Annotated in this window: 14 protein-coding genes; 7 read left to right on the top strand and 7 right to left on the bottom strand. The window is 62.4% G+C overall.

All coding sequences use genetic code 11. The features are described from left to right. Window positions 1–79: 79 nt before the first annotated feature. Both AC5STI_RS14825 and AC5STI_RS14820 read right to left on the bottom strand, forming a co-directional pair. Window positions 80–1009, bottom strand: coding sequence for a calcium-binding protein (locus AC5STI_RS14825; protein WP_495447208.1), 930 nt, complete (start codon window positions 1007–1009; stop codon window positions 80–82). Between the two features lie 142 nt (window positions 1010–1151). Continuing rightward, window positions 1152–1673 carry a DUF1643 domain-containing protein gene (locus tag AC5STI_RS14820; RefSeq protein ID WP_495447207.1) on the bottom strand — a complete coding sequence of 174 codons (522 nt, stop codon included), beginning with the start codon at window positions 1671–1673 and terminating at the stop codon, window positions 1152–1154. 116 nt (window positions 1674–1789) lie between these two features. Between AC5STI_RS14820 and AC5STI_RS14815 the strand changes: the two genes are divergently transcribed. Then, entirely contained in the window at window positions 1790–3097 is a 1308-nt protein-coding gene (locus AC5STI_RS14815) for a calcium-binding protein (protein WP_495447206.1), read from the top strand. A 264-nt stretch (window positions 3098–3361) separates the two neighbouring features. Beyond that, window positions 3362–3634, top strand: a complete 273-nt coding sequence (locus AC5STI_RS14810) for a hypothetical protein (RefSeq protein ID WP_495447205.1) — start codon at window positions 3362–3364, stop codon at window positions 3632–3634. 100 nt (window positions 3635–3734) lie between these two features. Here AC5STI_RS14810 and truB read toward each other — a convergent pair whose 3' ends face one another. Beyond that, window positions 3735–4646 (bottom strand): tRNA pseudouridine(55) synthase TruB, encoded by a 912-nt coding sequence (gene truB, locus AC5STI_RS14805; RefSeq protein ID WP_495447204.1) that lies wholly within the window; start codon window positions 4644–4646, stop codon window positions 3735–3737. A 149-nt stretch (window positions 4647–4795) separates the two neighbouring features. Here truB and AC5STI_RS14800 point away from each other — a divergent pair, with 149 nt between their 5' ends. After that, window positions 4796–5449 carry an RluA family pseudouridine synthase gene (locus AC5STI_RS14800; RefSeq protein ID WP_495447203.1) on the top strand — a complete coding sequence of 218 codons (654 nt, stop codon included), beginning with the start codon at window positions 4796–4798 and terminating at the stop codon, window positions 5447–5449. 12 nt (window positions 5450–5461) lie between these two features. On the opposite strand, the gene AC5STI_RS14795 is transcribed toward AC5STI_RS14800, so the two are convergent. Next, window positions 5462–6010 carry a helix-turn-helix domain-containing protein gene (locus AC5STI_RS14795; protein ID WP_495447202.1) on the bottom strand — a complete coding sequence of 183 codons (549 nt, stop codon included), beginning with the start codon at window positions 6008–6010 and terminating at the stop codon, window positions 5462–5464. Between the two features lie 111 nt (window positions 6011–6121). On the opposite strand from AC5STI_RS14795, the gene AC5STI_RS14790 reads away from it, so the two are divergent. Both AC5STI_RS14790 and AC5STI_RS14785 read left to right on the top strand, forming a co-directional pair. Then, entirely contained in the window at window positions 6122–6835 is a 714-nt protein-coding gene (locus AC5STI_RS14790) for an AzlC family ABC transporter permease (protein WP_495447201.1), read from the top strand. Then, entirely contained in the window at window positions 6828–7121 is a 294-nt protein-coding gene (locus AC5STI_RS14785; protein ID WP_495447200.1) for an AzlD family protein, read from the top strand. The genes AC5STI_RS14790 and AC5STI_RS14785 overlap by 8 nt, the downstream gene beginning before the upstream one ends. Before the next feature lie 186 nt (window positions 7122–7307). Here AC5STI_RS14785 and AC5STI_RS14780 read toward each other — a convergent pair whose 3' ends face one another. Then, entirely contained in the window at window positions 7308–8747 is a 1440-nt protein-coding gene (locus AC5STI_RS14780; protein ID WP_495447199.1) for an aldehyde dehydrogenase family protein, read from the bottom strand. A gap of 316 nt (window positions 8748–9063) precedes the next feature. Between AC5STI_RS14780 and AC5STI_RS14775 the strand changes: the two genes are divergently transcribed. Continuing rightward, window positions 9064–9714 carry a peroxiredoxin gene (locus AC5STI_RS14775; RefSeq protein WP_475048970.1) on the top strand — a complete coding sequence of 217 codons (651 nt, stop codon included), beginning with the start codon at window positions 9064–9066 and terminating at the stop codon, window positions 9712–9714. A 131-nt stretch (window positions 9715–9845) separates the two neighbouring features. Then, entirely contained in the window at window positions 9846–11273 is a 1428-nt protein-coding gene (locus AC5STI_RS14770; protein WP_495447198.1) for a mannose-1-phosphate guanylyltransferase/mannose-6-phosphate isomerase, read from the top strand. Here AC5STI_RS14770 and AC5STI_RS14765 read toward each other — a convergent pair. Together AC5STI_RS14765 and pnp are read right to left on the bottom strand one after the other, a co-directional pair. Continuing rightward, on the bottom strand, window positions 11249–12544 hold the full coding sequence (locus AC5STI_RS14765; protein ID WP_495447197.1) for a glycosyltransferase family 4 protein: 1296 nt from the start codon (window positions 12542–12544) through the stop codon (window positions 11249–11251). The genes AC5STI_RS14770 and AC5STI_RS14765 overlap by 25 nt on opposite strands. 200 nt (window positions 12545–12744) lie before the next feature. Continuing rightward, window positions 12745–14880: a polyribonucleotide nucleotidyltransferase gene (pnp, locus tag AC5STI_RS14760; RefSeq protein ID WP_475048961.1), complete on the bottom strand. Its 2136-nt coding sequence runs from the start codon at window positions 14878–14880 to the stop codon at window positions 12745–12747. Between the last annotated feature and the right edge of the window lie 40 nt (window positions 14881–14920).

The following is a 14920-nucleotide window of genomic DNA, read 5'->3' as shown; positions in this document are numbered from 1 at the left end:
ATATGATGTTTCCGCTGCGAAGGCAAAGACTAACTTCCAGATGCGGTATGAGAATGCCCCGGCGGGCCGGCTGGCAGGTTTATTGCGGCAGCAACCCGGTTCCTTCCACCGACTCCTGGTTGATCAGCACCAGGTCCTCCGCGGTGAGCCCCTCCGCCCCCGAAACCCGCATGACTGTCTCACCATTGACCAGAATCAGCTTCTCTGCCGCTGCCGCCGGGTTTTGCTGCACCTCTACCGTTGGTTCTTCGCCGCCCGCGAAATCCCAGACTAACACCAACTGGTCCTCGGCTGCATCGTAGTCCATCAGTTGCACTGCCGGCCCGTTGCCGGTCCAGCTTCCCACCAGAAATTGATCGCCGCCGCCACCGCCCGTCAGGACATCACCCGCGCCGGCAATCAGCGTGTCATCCCCGTCACCGCCATTGACATAATCCTGTTCGGTCCCGTCGCCGGCACCTGAGACAACATCATTTCCGTGGCCCCCGAACAGCGCATCGTCCCCGCCGCCGCCCGTCAGGCTGTCATCGCCATCGTTGCCATGCAGCGTATCCTGGTTCGCACCCCCGCTTAGCCAATCCTGCCCCTGGCCGCCATGCAGCAGATCCAAACCACCGCCGCCAAGCAGCGTGTCGTCACCAAAATGCCCGTAGAGACTGTCGCCGCCGGCACCGCCCTCCAGCCAGTCGGCACCGTTCTCGCCGTGCAGCAGATCCGAACCGTCTCCGCCGAACAGGCTGTCATCACCGTCCTGCCCGTGCAAAACGTCACTGTCGGCGCCGCCATCGATCCAGTCGTTGCCGCCGTAGCCACCGATCTGGTCATCCCCGGCACCGCCGAAGATGCTCTCTGAAGATCCGGATCCGGCAAGAACACCACCGTGTTCCGTGCCGGTCACGGTCCCGCCACTTGGCTCGATAAATCCGCCTTCGTGACCGCCGCCATCCGTTTCTGGATCGGACGGGGCGTCCGGCTCATCTTCCTCGGAACTGGTGTCAACCAGGACCACGCCACCAACAGCAACAAGCCCCAAAACACTTGCCAACCACAACATCGCCAGATCAACCCCTGGGGAAACTCAAACACAAAACACAATTACATAGAGAGGCAACCACAGCAAAACAAAACGGGAACAAAGGTTAACGCGGGGCTCAGGTACCCATTCCCGGTTTCCACAGCTCCGGCTGCTGGCTGTAGGCAATGTACAACGGATGTTTCGGATGCCCCGCTTTGCTGAGACCTAGATGGTACAGCGGTTCGCCGGATGACCTCAGCGCCGCTGCGACCCGCGCGCCTTGGCCTCGGTGCGCGCCATGGGTGCCCCAGGCACAAATCACCGTATCGGCCCATGCCATCCCTTCCAGGATCGCTGCCATATTATCAGGACCCTCCGGCGCCTCCAGCTGCCTCATCCTGCGTGGGTCTGTGACCCGGCAGGCAAAGATATTCGTAGCCATGAAGCCGCCAAACCCCAATGCACGGGCGCGGCGCTCGCAACGTTCAATGGTGGGGTCGTTCTGCACCTCGGTTGCGGTCGAGGGGTTGAGCATCACGAACATCACCCGCCGTCCGTCCGGATCCCAAACACGCGTCAGGCTGTAGCGGTAGGTTTCGCAGTCCGAGTAGACGGCGGTCGAGGGGGCATCGCCCTTAATGTGGCTGCGGGTGATCATACGGGGGTTACTAGCTCGGAGCAGCTTGCAATCCAAGCAGGATTGCCGCAACCTTAAAGTGCATCCTGAAGCCGCCTCCCCCTTAGTTGCGGTGATATCAATTCAAACAGGTTAATTTGGAACTTCTTCTTTTACTCGCATTCGCCGGCACGGTAGGCGCTCTGAGCGCCGAGGGCTCGGAATCAGAAGAAACAATTCCGGAAAGCCCGGAAGAACCGGTTGAGCCGGAACCCGTCGAGCCAGACCCGGTCGATCCGAACCCGCCGCCCGGCGCAGTCGAGCTGAGCGGCACCATTGGCTCGGACGACGTTCTGGACGGCACAGCAGGGAATGACACGATCACCGGCAATGCGGAAGATCAGGACCTGCTGGCAGGCGGCAGCGGCGATGACGAGTTGCACCTGGGCGCGGGCAACACCGCCCGAGGCGGCGCAGGCGCAGACCGCTTTATCCTGGACGACGCAGGCAGCCCCGCGACTGTGATCGAGGATTTTGAGCTGACCTCCGATCAGCTGGCTTTAGCCGGTACGACGCCTAATTTTGAACTGTTCGAGACGGAGGACGGCACCGGGCTGCGTATTGTCGACACCCTCAGCCACAAAACGGTTCTGACCCTTTCAGGAGTTTCGCTGGATGACGGCGAAACGCTCGACGTGGAATTACTCGCAGGCGATGGCACCACCCTCCGCACGGTGAGCTTTGAGGACGTCCGTATCAGTGCTCCCTTTGCCCTGGATGCTGTCAACGGAACCTCAGGTGACGATAGTCTGAACGGCACAGACGGTGACGACGTTATCTTCGGCAAAGGCGGAGCGGACACACTCTCCGGCGGCGCGGGCGACGACGCGCTGTTCAGCGGCAGCGGCACTGTCTACTATGGGGAGTCATACCACCACTACCCTGGAAGCCTGACCACGGTTGGTGATGATGGCGATGTATTGGATGGCGGCGAGGGCGATGATCACTTGTGGATCGGGCCTGGGACCACTGCCACCGGCGGCGAGGGTGCGGACAGCTTCCACGCTTTCACCAATACATACGAACCAGGAACACCGGCAGCGGAGATCACCGATTTCGACGCGGCGGAGGACAAGCTGCTGATAGACTTTCCTGTTGTTGCCGGTTTCGGCCCCTTCAGCAGCTTCCGCTTTGAAGACGCCATTGCTGGCCTGTCTGTGGAATACGACGCCGGTCAGGATCATACACTGATAGCAATGGACGGCACCGCCGTCGCCACTGTGCCTGGCGATCAATCCGGGATCAGCATCGCCTTCTACGATGACTATTCCACTGATGAAGTCCGGTGGCGGAACGCGGTAGGGGAGGCGATCACACCTGCCCAGGGCTCCGCAGCGAGCGTTATCATATCTGCGCAGCAGGATCAGTCGGTTCTCGGAACAAACCACGATGCCGGCCCCGCCTGATGGCTATCTGCGGGGCTGCCCCCGCGCGCGGGGCTGCCCAGGGCGGTCGCGGCGATTGGAGCGCATTGTTCTTGGAGTTGCCAAGGCACTCCTCATTATTCTCCCCCTTGCCGCGGCAGGCTCCGTCGCGATGGTGGACAGTGACCATTCCGGTACCGGCCCGGATGAAATGCGCGGGACTGAGGACACCCGCTGGGCTTGATGTGTTCCTAAGCTGGGCATTACAGGAACCGGTGGCCTAGGCCCGACAATAGCAGGGCTCACATGACCCCCGAAAATACGCTGGGCGGCCCTGTCATCGCCGAAGTCTATCCGGGAACGGAACACGTGGAAATACAGCTAAGCAGCGGAAAGCCATTCCCTGACGACAGCATGCCGCAGGGCCCCGCCTTTGACCTGCGCGGCTGTTTCAGCACTGCTGAAGCAAAGGACGGCAGCTCGACAGCGGCGAAGGTCTGCGTCCGGAAGGGCATACCGGCGTGGATGCAGGCGCCCTTTACACTCCGAAAGGCGGCGATGAGACCTGGTACGATTTAAGCAGCCCGGTGGCTGCGCCCAGCAAATTGCATGCCCGGCTGGAGGTGTAACGCAACGTCTCAGGCTGAAACCAACGGGCGGCCGCCGCAAGCCAGCCGGATCACTCCGGCTGCGCGAAAACCCGGCTCGGGTGCAACTCGCCCGACTTGTAGATGCCTACGGCTACCGCCTGGCCTTCAAGCGAGGCCCAGGCTTCGTCGCCATACTCCACGTCCGCGGCCATCACCATCCCCGGATTGCCATTGCGGAGCCGCACGGCCCCCTGCGGTGTGCACTTCAGTTCGGGAAGGTCGGCGAGACCTTCTTCCAGCGGCCGCAGGTACTGGTCGAGCTCTGGAGATTTCGCCAGTTCGTCGATCAGCTCCAGCGAGACGCCGTCTTCGGCATCAAACGGGCCGGACCAGATCCGCCGCAACTCCTTGACGTGGCCGTGGCAGCCCAGCGCCGCGCCAAGGTCTCGAGCGATGGAGCGCACGTAGCCGCCCTTGCCGCAGGTCATTTCCAGCACCACGTGATCCTCGTCGGGACGGTCCAGCATGATCAGCTCCTCCACCCACAGCGGGCGGGCCGCGAGCTCCACATCCTCACCATCGCGGGCGAGTTTGTAGGCGCGCTGGCCGTCGATCTTCACGGCGGAGAACTTGGGCGGCAACTGCATGATCTCGCCCAGGAAGGGCAGCAGCGCCTCCTTGATCTGCTCGTCGGTCGGGCGCGCATCGCTTTGTGCGATTACCTCGCCCTCGGCGTCATCGGTGTTGGTTGCCTGGCCCAGCCGCACGGTAAAGGTATAGGCCTTGAGCGCGTCGGTGATGTAAGGAACGGTCTTGGTCGCCTCGCCCAGCGCCACGGCCAGAACACCGGTCGCCTCAGGATCCAGCGTTCCTGCATGGCCGGCCTTCTTGGCATCCAGCGCCCAGCGCACCTTGTTCACAACCGCGGTCGAGGTCAGCCCAGAGGGCTTGTCCACTACCAGCCAGCCGGAAATATCGCGCCCTTTGCGTTTGCGTGCCATGCCTTGTCCCCATGTGTAAGTGAGGCGCGCCGGTTACCGGATCGCCGGGACAGTGTCAATTTAGCAAATCAAGAGGGAGAAGGGAAAGCATCAGCCGCGGAGGTGAGCCGTGCTTGCCCCGGCCCGACTCTGGCGCTAGGCAAGTCCCCATGGCCGTTTCAAGTGAATACACCCCGCCGCAGGACCCGCTGGAGATCCTGCACCACGACGCCGAATTGCTGGCGGTGAACAAGCCTGCGGGCCTTTTGTCGGTGCCGGGCCGCGGCGAGCATCTGGCAGACTGCCTGATCACACGCGTTCAGGCGGTGTTCCCCGAGGCGCTGCTGGTGCACCGGCTGGACCGGGACACCTCTGGCGTGATGGTATTCGGCCTCACCCCTCACGCGCAGCGGCACCTTTCGATGCAGTTCGAAAAGCGCACCGCCAAGAAGGCCTATGTGGCGCGGGTCGCGGGCAAGCTGGAGCCGCGGAGCGGCACGGTGGACCTGCCGCTGATCGTCGATTGGCCGAACCGCCCGAAACAAATGGTCTGCCATGAGACCGGCAAGCCCGCCGTCACCGACTGGCGGGTGATCAAATACGAGGACGGTGCCACCCGGGTGCGGCTGACACCCAAGACCGGGCGTTCGCATCAGCTGCGGGTGCATATGCTGTCGCTGGGCCACCCGATCCTGGGCGACCCCCTTTATGCCAGCGGTGCGGCTTTAGACCACCCCAGGCTAATGCTGCACTCCGAGGAGCTGCGGATCAAACACCCCGACAGCGGCGAATCGCTGAAGTTCCGGGTGAAGCCGGAGTTCTGAGCCCGCCGCAGCTCACGGCGCCTCCATCACCATAATGAACAGCGTATCCGCCTGCAGCGCCTCATAGCTGTGCGGACGGTCGCCGGGATAGGTGTAGTAGTCGCCGGGCTGCAGGGTCTCTTCCTGTCCCTCCGATCCCGCCCGCATCTGACCCGAGCAGACCAGCATATGCTCCACCGTGCCGCGCGGATGCGGCTGGGCGCGGCGGGCCTCTCCAGGCTGCATCACCACCCGGTAGACATCCCGGCGCACATTCGGCGGGCAGCGCGACAGCAGGACCGCGGTGAAATCCGACTGCTCCGATTCCAGCGGCTCCCCCTCCCCTGCCCGGATCAGCGTGGTGGAGGGTGCCTCGGTCTCAAACAGCAGGCTCAGCGGGATATCCAGCGCTGCAGCCAGAGCCCAAAGCGTCTCTACACTGGGGTTTCCGTTGCCTGCCTCCAGCTGCGACAGGGTCGATTTGGCAATTCCCGCCTGCGCGGCAAGCGCCGATAGCGACTTGCCTGCGCGGTTGCGCTCGCGCTGGATAGCCGCGGCGATCATCTGGTGGGGCGCTGACATGTTCTGTATTTCATCCCTTCGTTCGACTTGACGAACAAACGTACCGTTCGATATAGAAGTCTCGCGTTCGGTATAGCTGAACTGCAGACCCGCTTCCAGAGGAGCTGTCCAATGGCCCTGCAAGACATAACCCACAGCACCACCACCCGCAGCCAGCTGACCGCCGGTCTGCGCGGCATCCTGCCCCTGGCGGTTGGCGTTGGTGTCTATGGGCTGGCCTTTGGCCTTCTGGCAGCACAGGCCCGGATGGACGGGCTTCAGACCGGGGTTATGGGCACCATCGTCTTTGCCGGCTCCTCGCAAATCATCGCTGTGGAACGGCTGGTGGCGGGGGCTGGCGCCGGCGCGGCGCTGCTGGCCGGGCTGGCGCTGAACCTGCGGCTGCTGCTGATCACCGCCTCTCTGCGGGATGAATTCGCCGGACGCCCGTGGTGGCAAGTGCTGCTGGGCGTTCACCTGGCGACGGATGAGAACTGGGCGCTGATGCACGCGATGCGCGCTCGCGGCCACCGAGCCGGCTACTGGTATCTGGTGGGCGGCGGCCTGGGGCTGGTGGCGGTCTGGGTGCTGGCCACGGTGGCGGGAGCAAGTTTTGCCACGGTGGTGCCGGAACCAAAAGCCCTCGGTATGGACTTTGCCTTCACTGCCGCCTTCATCGCCATTCTGCGGTCGTTGTGGAACGGCAGCACGATGCTGATGCCCTGGGCCGCATCCATTGCCATCGTCCTGCTGTCGGGCCTGCTGACCCCGCTGGATCCGACCTGGACCCTGATCCTGGGCGGCCTCGGCGGCGCGGCCATCGCCGGAGTGCTGGGCGATGACTGAAACCCGGACCCTGATCTTCGGCCTGGCAGCGGCAACCTTTGCAATCCGGTTCTCGGGCTACCTGCTGGGCCGGCGGCTGCCGGAGCACGGGCCTTGGGCGCGTGGCCTGCAGGCTCTGCCGGGCTGCCTGATCCTGTCGTTGGTGACTTATCTGTTGATGCAGGGCGGACCTCAGGAATGGGCGGCCGGCGCTGCTGCTCTATCCGTCGCCCTGGCAACCCGCAGCCTGCCACTGACCATGGCCGCCGGAATCGCCGCAATCTGCCTGCTTAGAGCCTATTTCTGATCACCTGCCCCACCAGCGCGTCTCAGCTCCCCTTGCCCGTGCGTAGCACGGGCCACGCCCAAGCCGGCGGGCCGCCCGGCGCAGCCGGGGGGCATGCAGGCGCGGGAGCACACCCGCCGGGGACGGTACTTGCAAATAAGAAAGCCGCCCCGAAAGGCGGCTTCCCGTTTCCTCAAGGCGGAACGCTTACTCAGCCGCCCAGCCGCCGACGGCTTTCACTTCCAGGAAATCCTCGATCCCCCATTTGCCGCCCTCACGGCCCTGGCCGGACTGTTTCATGCCGCCAAAGGGCGAGCCGGCCGAGCGCGACTTGCCGTTCATCTCCACCATCCCGGAGCGCAGCGCGCGGGCCATGCGGTTGGCGCGGGCGCCGTCCTGGGTCTGCACATAGTTGGTGAGGCCGTAAGGCGTGTCATTGGCGATCTCGATCGCCTCCTCTTCGGTCTCAAACGGCAGAATTGCCAGCACCGGGCCAAATATCTCTTCGCGCGCGATGGTCATCTGGTTGTTCACATCGGCAAAGACCGTGGGCTTCACATAATAGCCCTTGTTCAGCCCATCCGGTCGCCCGGTGCCGCCGGCTACCAGCTTGGCACCTTCGTCGATGCCCTTCTGAATCAGGTCCTGGATCTTGTTCCACTGCAGCTCATTCACCACCGGGCCGATGTGACGGCCTTCCTGATCGGCGGGACCGACCTCGACCTTGGCGGCCACTTCCGCAGCCTCGGACACCACGCGGTCATAGATGCTTTTCTGCACCAGCATCCGGCTGGGCGCGTTGCAGCTCTGGCCGGTGTTCTGCATCATGTGCAGCACGCCGCGCTTCACCGCCTTTTCATCGGCGTCTTCAAAGATCACGTTGGCGCCTTTGCCGCCCAGCTCCAGGTGCACTTTCTTCAGTGTCAGAGCCGCATTCTGCGAAATCGCGATGCCTGCGCGGGTGGAGCCGGTGAAGGACACCATGTCCACGTCCGGATGCCCGGTCAGCTGCGCGCCAACGCCCATGCCGTCGCCGTTCACCAGGTTGAAGACGCCTGCCGGGAAGCCTGCCTCATCCATCAGCTCTGCAAAGATCATGGCGTTCAACGGGCTTTGCTCAGACGGCTTCAGCACCATGGTGCACCCGGCAACCGCGGCCGCGCCCACCTTGAGCGTGATCTGGTTCATCGGCCAGTTCCACGGCGTGATCAGCGCGCAAACGCCCACCGGCTCATGAATGATACGGTCGTTCGGAGCGTTTTCATTCAACGGCGCGTCGAACTTGAACTCCTTGGCCGCGGCGATGAAGTTGCGCAGGTGCCAGCTGCCGGCACCAACCTGCGAGGTGCGCGACAGGTTGATCGGCGCGCCCATCTCCATCGACATTGCCTGGGCCAGATCCTCGGCCCGGGCTTCATAGATTTCGATCAGTTTCTCCACCAGCGCGATGCGCTCTTCCACCGGGGTGGCCATCCAGCCCGGAAAGGCAGCCTTGGCCGCTGCAACCGCAGCGTTGGTGTCAGCCTCGGAGCCCAGCGAAATCACTGCACAGGGTTCCTCCGTCGAGGGGTTGATCACCTCGAAGTCGTTCGGTTCAGCAGGGGACACCCACTGGCCATTGATGTAAAAGTCGCGTTTCTCGATCATGCGGGATCTCCCAATTCAGACGTTCTCTCCCAACCGTCTGGGCGGTTTGGCGGACACTGTGTCACCAGGCCAGCAGGGGGGCAAGGGGCTTCGGCTGCATAATTTGATCAAATTATGCGTAGGACTGTCAACGGTCCCGACGCGGTGCCTGCAAATCCTTGCCGGGCAAAGCTGCTGGAGAATTCACGTGGCATCCCGTGCCAGGGGCTGTAACGTAACGGCGGAGCCCCCAGGTTGTTCCTGAGGCGACTCAGGCTGCCTGACCGCGGCCGGACAAAACAATCATACACGACACCCTGACAAGGAGGACAATGCCATGGGTTTGCGCATTAACGACGTGGTTCCGGATTTCACCGCTGAGACCGACCAGGGCACCATCAGCTTCCATGACTGGATCGGCGACAGCTGGGCGATTCTGTTTTCGCACCCAAAGGACTTCACCCCGGTCTGCACCACCGAGTTTTCCGCTGTAGCGCAGCTGAATGATGAATGGGCCAAGCGGAACACTAAGGTAATCGGCGTATCCGTCGACAGCGCCGAAGACCACCGCAAGTGGAAGAAGGACATCGAAGAATACGGCAAGGCGAATCCTGGCTTCCCGATCATCGCGGATGACGGTCTGGCTGTGTCCAAGGCATTCGACATGCTGCCAGCCGAAGCTTATCTGCCCGACGGCCGCACCCCGGCGGACAGCGCCACCGTGCGTTCCGTCTTTATCATCGGCCCGGACAAGCAGCTGAAACTGAACATGACTTACCCGATGACCGTGGGCCGCAACTTTGCCGAGATCCTGCGGGCGCTGGACGGGCTGCAGATGACCGCCAAGGGCGTTGCCACCCCGGCCAACTGGGTGCCTGGTGAAGACGTGATCATCCCGCCGAGCGTCTCGGACGAAGAGGCTAGCGCGAAGTTCGGCGAGTACGAAACCATCTTCCCCTACCTGCGCAAGGTCAAAGCGCCGGAGTGACATCAGGCTCGCACCGCGCGGGGACGGCATTGCAACCAGGCAGTGCCGTTCTCAGCCTGCCGGGGCCGCGTTGAGCGTTTGTCTTAGGAGCTCCATTCACTTATAGCGCATGCAAAATACAGGAGGTCCGAATGCAGATCACACCAGTTTTGATGTGCGGTGGCTCAGGAACACGGCTGTGGCCTTTGTCGCGGGAATCCTATCCCAAGCAGTTCACGTCCCTGAAAGGCGATAAAACCCTGTTTCAGGAGAGCGTCGGGCGGTTGTCAGGCGACGGCTTCGCGGCGCCCATCGTGGTGACCAACTCGGATTTCCGGTTTATCGTCACCGAACAATTGCTGGGGGCAGGCATTGACCCGAGTGCCATTCTGATTGAACCGGACCGGCGCAATACTGCGCCTGCGGTCCTGGCTGCAGCGTTGCACGCTTTTTCTGAGAACCCCGATGCGCTGCTGATCGTGGCCCCTTCGGACCATGTGATCCCCGATGCGGACGCCTTCCGCGCTGCGGTTTTGGCGGGGACAGAGCGGGCGCAGGCCGGCGACCTTGTGACCTTTGGAATTGTTCCGACGCACCCTGAAACCGGCTACGGCTATCTGCAGCTGGGTGGCGAAGCAGAGCCCGGGAAACCAGCGCCTCTGAGCCGTTTTGTCGAGAAACCCGACGCCGCCGCAGCAGCAAGGATGCTGGCCGCCGGTAACTATCTCTGGAACGCGGGCATCTTCCTGTTCTCCGCCCGCGCGGTCATTGACGCCTTCGAGCAGCACGCAGCACATCTGGTCGCGCCAGTCCGCAAGTCTGTCGAGAACGCCAAGACGGATGTGGGCTTCTTGCGCCTGGACCCAGAGGCTTGGTCTGCGGCAGAGGACATCTCGATCGATTATGCGATCATGGAGAAGGCCAAGAATATCTGTTCCGTGCCATTCGAAGGCGAATGGTCGGATCTTGGGGATTGGAATGCTGTCTGGGCGGAGAGCGGCCCGGATGCGGACGGTGTCGCAACCAACGGCAATGCAGCGGCGATCGATTGCAAAAATGTGCTGCTGCGGTCCGAAGCCAACAACCAGCAGATTGTCGGCCTGGGGCTTGACGGGATCGTGGCCATTGCCATGCCGGATGCTGTGCTGGTCGCCGACAAGTCGCGTACTCAGGACGTCAAGAAAGCCGTTGAGCTGCTGAAATCGCAGCAAGCGCCGCAGGCGGTGCAGTTCCCGCGCGATCACCGACCGTGGGGCTATTTCGACAGCCTGGTGACAGGACAGCGGTTTCAGGTCAAACGGATTGTTGTCAAACCTGGCGCCGCGCTGTCACTGCAAAGCCATTTCCACCGGTCAGAGCACTGGATCGTGGTGCAGGGCACTGCGCGCGTGACCATTAACGAGACCCAGCAGCTGGTCGCGGAGAACCAGTCGGTCTATATCCCGCTGGGTGCCGTTCACCGCATGGAAAACCCCGGCAAGATGGACATGGTTCTGATCGAGGTTCAGACCGGATCCTACCTCGGCGAGGATGACATCATCCGCTACGAGGATGTTTACGCCCGCAGCGAAACAGACTGAGCGCGGGCCGGCTCGGAATTGGCGGCGACATTGGCCAGCAGGTCCTGGCCGAAGTCGCGCCACGTGCGCAGCTGATCACGGTTCGCCGCGATCTTCGCCCGCCACTCAGCGGCAAATGCCTCGTCCTGCACCAGGCGCTGAATGTGCCCCGCCAGGGTCTCGGGGTCATCCACCCCAAAATACAGTCCCAGATCGCCGCTGACTTCGTGCATAACCGGAATGTCCGCGCACACCGCCGGGACACCGGCCCACAACGCTTCGCCGGCGGGCAGCCCCCAGCCCTCGATGCGTGAGGGCAGGATCACCCCCTGAGAGGCTTCGTACAGCCGCACCAGGTCCTTCTGGTTCGGGGTATCCAGCTGCAGCACATGCGGCTTGACCAGCGCCATTTCTTCCTTGTCCAGGAAGTCCATCGTGCGATGGCGGCGTTTACCTGCCAGAACCAGCAGCGGCGGTGTCTCACCCCGCTTGGCGATCAGGTTCATCGCATTCAGAACCACATCAAGATTCTTGCGGCCCAGCATCGTGCCGACCATCAGGAAATAGGGGCGATCAGGGATATCCACCGACTGTTCCTCATCTCCGGCACGCAGCTCATGCACCAGCGGCGCAACCGAGGTACGCTTAGGCTCCGGCAGGATGCCTTGGCTGGCAAAATCCTTGGCGTCGTCGATTGTGAATTGCGAGTTGCCGATCACATGGTCAGCGTGCTCCAGCAGCCATTGGTTGTCGCCCAGGAACGAGCTGGAAAAATCAGGGGCACCGCCGCGTTTGAAATCATGCAGCGGGATCATGTCGTGAATCAGCACGTGGATTTCCACGTCCAGCTTTTTCAGGTGCTTGATCGGGTGAATGATCAGCTTGGGCCGCCCGCAGCTCACCCAGGCACCGCCATCCAGATTGACGATCGGGTTATCAGCACCGCTCAGCGCCCAGCGGGACCGCTCGATCAGGTCTACAACTCCGAACACGATGGGGGCGATGTGGTGCAGGGCTTTCTTTTTCTTGCGGTTGTGAATGCGCCGCATGAAGAATGGCTTACCGGAATTCGGCACATTCAGGTCGATCCCGCCTTCGGCGGAGTCGTCATATTTCGGAAATACCTCAAAAAATGCGTCGTGCCCCTGCGAATACGCAACAAACCGGGTGCCATTATCGGCCCTGAAGGCCTCTTTGGCGCCTTCCGCGACAACCTTGGCAATGCCGTAGTAGGTCTTAAACCCGTGAGACAGATACAGCAGCTCGGTCAAATCGTAAAAGAGCGGACGCATGGGATCTCCAGCTGAGTTTTTGAGTAGCCCGGTCAGCGCTCCAGTATGGCGTCAGAACCAGCAGAGCAGCCTAAGAACCGGAAAAGCGCAGGGTTTTATGCGCCGGGTCCAGGAAGCTGCCCGTCAGGAGCAGCGGTACCGGACAGAGTAAACGGGTTCCGGCCTTGCAGCCGGGACCCGTCCGGAAACTGTTTCAGACCTTAGCCTTCAGCAGCTTCCTCTTTCTTGATTTCTTCGCCGGTTTCCTGATCGACAACTTTCATCGACAGGCGGACCTTGCCGCGGTCGTCAAAGCCCAGCAGCTTGACCTTCACTTCCTGGCCTTCCTTCAGAACGTCCGACGGATGGTTCAGGCGGCGGTTTTCGATCTGGGAGACGTGCACCAGGCCGTCACGCTTGCCGAAGAAGTTCACGAAGGCGCCGAAGTCGACGATCTTCACCACCTTGCCGGTGTAAATCTGACCTTCTTCCGGCTCTGCCACGATCGAATAGATCATGTCATAGGCCTTCTGAATGGCGTCGCCGTTCGGGCTGGCGATCTTGATCACACCATCGTCGTTGATGTCGACCTTGGCGCCGGACACTTCGACGATCTCGCGGATCACCTTGCCGCCGGAACCGATCACTTCACGGATCTTGTCGGTCGGGATCTGCATGGTCTCGATGCGCGGGGCGTGAACCGAGAACTCATTGGTTTCGGACAGCGCCTTGGCCATCTCACCCAGGATGTGCATCCGGCCGTCCTTGGCTTGGGCCAGGGCCTTCTCCATGATTTCCGGGGTAATGCCGGCAACCTTGATGTCCATCTGCAGCGAGGTGATGCCGTTTTCTGTACCCGCCACCTTGAAGTCCATGTCACCCAGGTGGTCTTCGTCGCCCAGGATATCCGACAGGATCGCGTAGGAGCCGTCGTCCTCCAGGATCAGGCCCATCGCAACACCGGCAACCGGTGCTTTCAGCGGCACGCCCGCGTCCATCATCGACAGCGAGCCGCCGCAGACGGATGCCATCGAGGAGGAGCCGTTGGATTCGGTGATCTCCGACACCACGCGGATGGTGTAGGGGAAATCGGTCGGTGCCGGCAGAACCGCCTGCAACGCACGCCAGGCCAGCTTGCCGTGGCCAATTTCGCGGCGGCCCGGGGAGCCGACACGGCCCACTTCGCCAACCGAGTACGGCGGGAAGTTGTAGTGCAGCAGGAAGTTGGATTTGAAGTTGCCGTGCAGCGCGTCGATGAATTGCTCGTCGTCGCCGGTGCCCAGCGTGGTCACAACCAGGCCCTGGGTCTCGCCGCGGGTGAACAGCGCCGAGCCATGGGTCCGCGGCAGCAGGCCGGTTTCCGACACGATGTCGCGGATCTCGTCGGTCTTGCGGCCGTCGATCCGCTTGCCGGTCTTGACCACGTCGCCGCGCAGGATGCCCGCTTCGAGCTTTTTCAACGCCGAGCCGAGGTTGGCGTCTTCCAGTTGCTCTTCGGTCAGCTTTTCCTTGATGGTCTCACGCGCGGCGGCAACAGCGGCGGTGCGCTCCTGCTTGTCGGTGATCGCAAAGGCGGCGCGCATCTCGGTCTCACCCGCGGCTTTGACCGCCTCATAGAGGTCGGCGTAATCCGGCGGGGTGAAGTCGAAGGGCTCGTTCGCCGCTTCTTCGGCCAGCGAGATGATCAGGTCGATCACCGGCTGGATCTGCTCGTGGGCGAATTTCACCGCACCCAGCATCTCGGCCTCGGACAGCTCATAGGCTTCCGATTCCACCATCATCACCGCGTCCTTGGTGCCGGCAACAACCAGATCCAGGCGCTGCTCGGGGTTCAGGCGCAGGTCCTGCATGTCGTCGACGGTCGGGTTCAGAACGTATTCGCCGTCCTCGAAGCCAACACGGGCACCCGCGATCGGGCCCATGAAAGGTGCGCCGGACAGGGTCAGCGCAGCGGAGGCCGCGATCATTGCTACGATGTCCGGGTCGTTGACCAGGTCGTGGCTCAACACGGTGCACATCACCAGCACTTCGTTCTTGAAGCCGGGGACGAACAGCGGGCGGATCGGACGGTCGATCAGACGCGCGGTCAGGGTTTCTTTTTCGGTCGGGCGCGCTTCGCGCTTGAAGAAGCCGCCGGGCACTTTGCCCGCAGCATAGTATTTTTCCTGGTAGTGCACGGTCAGCGGGAAGAAGTCCTGGCCGGGCTTCTGCTGACGGGCAAAGGTCACGTTGGCCATGACCGAGGTCTCACCCAGGGTGGCAATCACGGAGCCATCTGCCTGGCGGGCAACCTTGCCGGTTTCCAGTGTGAGCGTTTCCTCGCCCCACTGCATCGATTTCTTCGTAACGTTAAACATCTAGCGTATCCTAAAAGGGAGCGCTCCCGGCCCTCCGGGT

This window comes from Leisingera sp. CC-HEC096, from assembly GCF_059429235.1.
Note: the sequence above shows the minus strand (reverse complement) of the source record. Positions and strands in the feature narration are given on the sequence as shown.

Excerpts from the sequence above, each read along its gene's own strand:
- AC5STI_RS14820 (WP_495447207.1), bottom strand. The coding sequence starts at position 1,673 with ATGATCACCCGCAGCCACATTAAGGGCGATGCCCCCTCGACCGCCGTC.
- AC5STI_RS14810 (WP_495447205.1), top strand. The coding sequence starts at position 3,362 with ATGACCCCCGAAAATACGCTGGGCGGCCCTGTCATCGCCGAAGTCTAT.
- truB (WP_495447204.1), bottom strand. The coding sequence starts at position 4,646 with ATGGCACGCAAACGCAAAGGGCGCGATATTTCCGGCTGGCTGGTAGTG.
- AC5STI_RS14800 (WP_495447203.1), top strand. The coding sequence starts at position 4,796 with ATGGCCGTTTCAAGTGAATACACCCCGCCGCAGGACCCGCTGGAGATC.
- AC5STI_RS14795 (WP_495447202.1), bottom strand. The coding sequence starts at position 6,010 with ATGTCAGCGCCCCACCAGATGATCGCCGCGGCTATCCAGCGCGAGCGC.
- AC5STI_RS14790 (WP_495447201.1), top strand. The coding sequence starts at position 6,122 with ATGGCCCTGCAAGACATAACCCACAGCACCACCACCCGCAGCCAGCTG.
- AC5STI_RS14785 (WP_495447200.1), top strand. The coding sequence starts at position 6,828 with ATGACTGAAACCCGGACCCTGATCTTCGGCCTGGCAGCGGCAACCTTT.
- AC5STI_RS14780 (WP_495447199.1), bottom strand. The coding sequence starts at position 8,747 with ATGATCGAGAAACGCGACTTTTACATCAATGGCCAGTGGGTGTCCCCT.
- AC5STI_RS14775 (WP_475048970.1), top strand. The coding sequence starts at position 9,064 with ATGGGTTTGCGCATTAACGACGTGGTTCCGGATTTCACCGCTGAGACC.
- AC5STI_RS14770 (WP_495447198.1), top strand. The coding sequence starts at position 9,846 with ATGCAGATCACACCAGTTTTGATGTGCGGTGGCTCAGGAACACGGCTG.
- AC5STI_RS14765 (WP_495447197.1), bottom strand. The coding sequence starts at position 12,544 with ATGCGTCCGCTCTTTTACGATTTGACCGAGCTGCTGTATCTGTCTCAC.
- pnp (WP_475048961.1), bottom strand. The coding sequence starts at position 14,880 with ATGTTTAACGTTACGAAGAAATCGATGCAGTGGGGCGAGGAAACGCTC.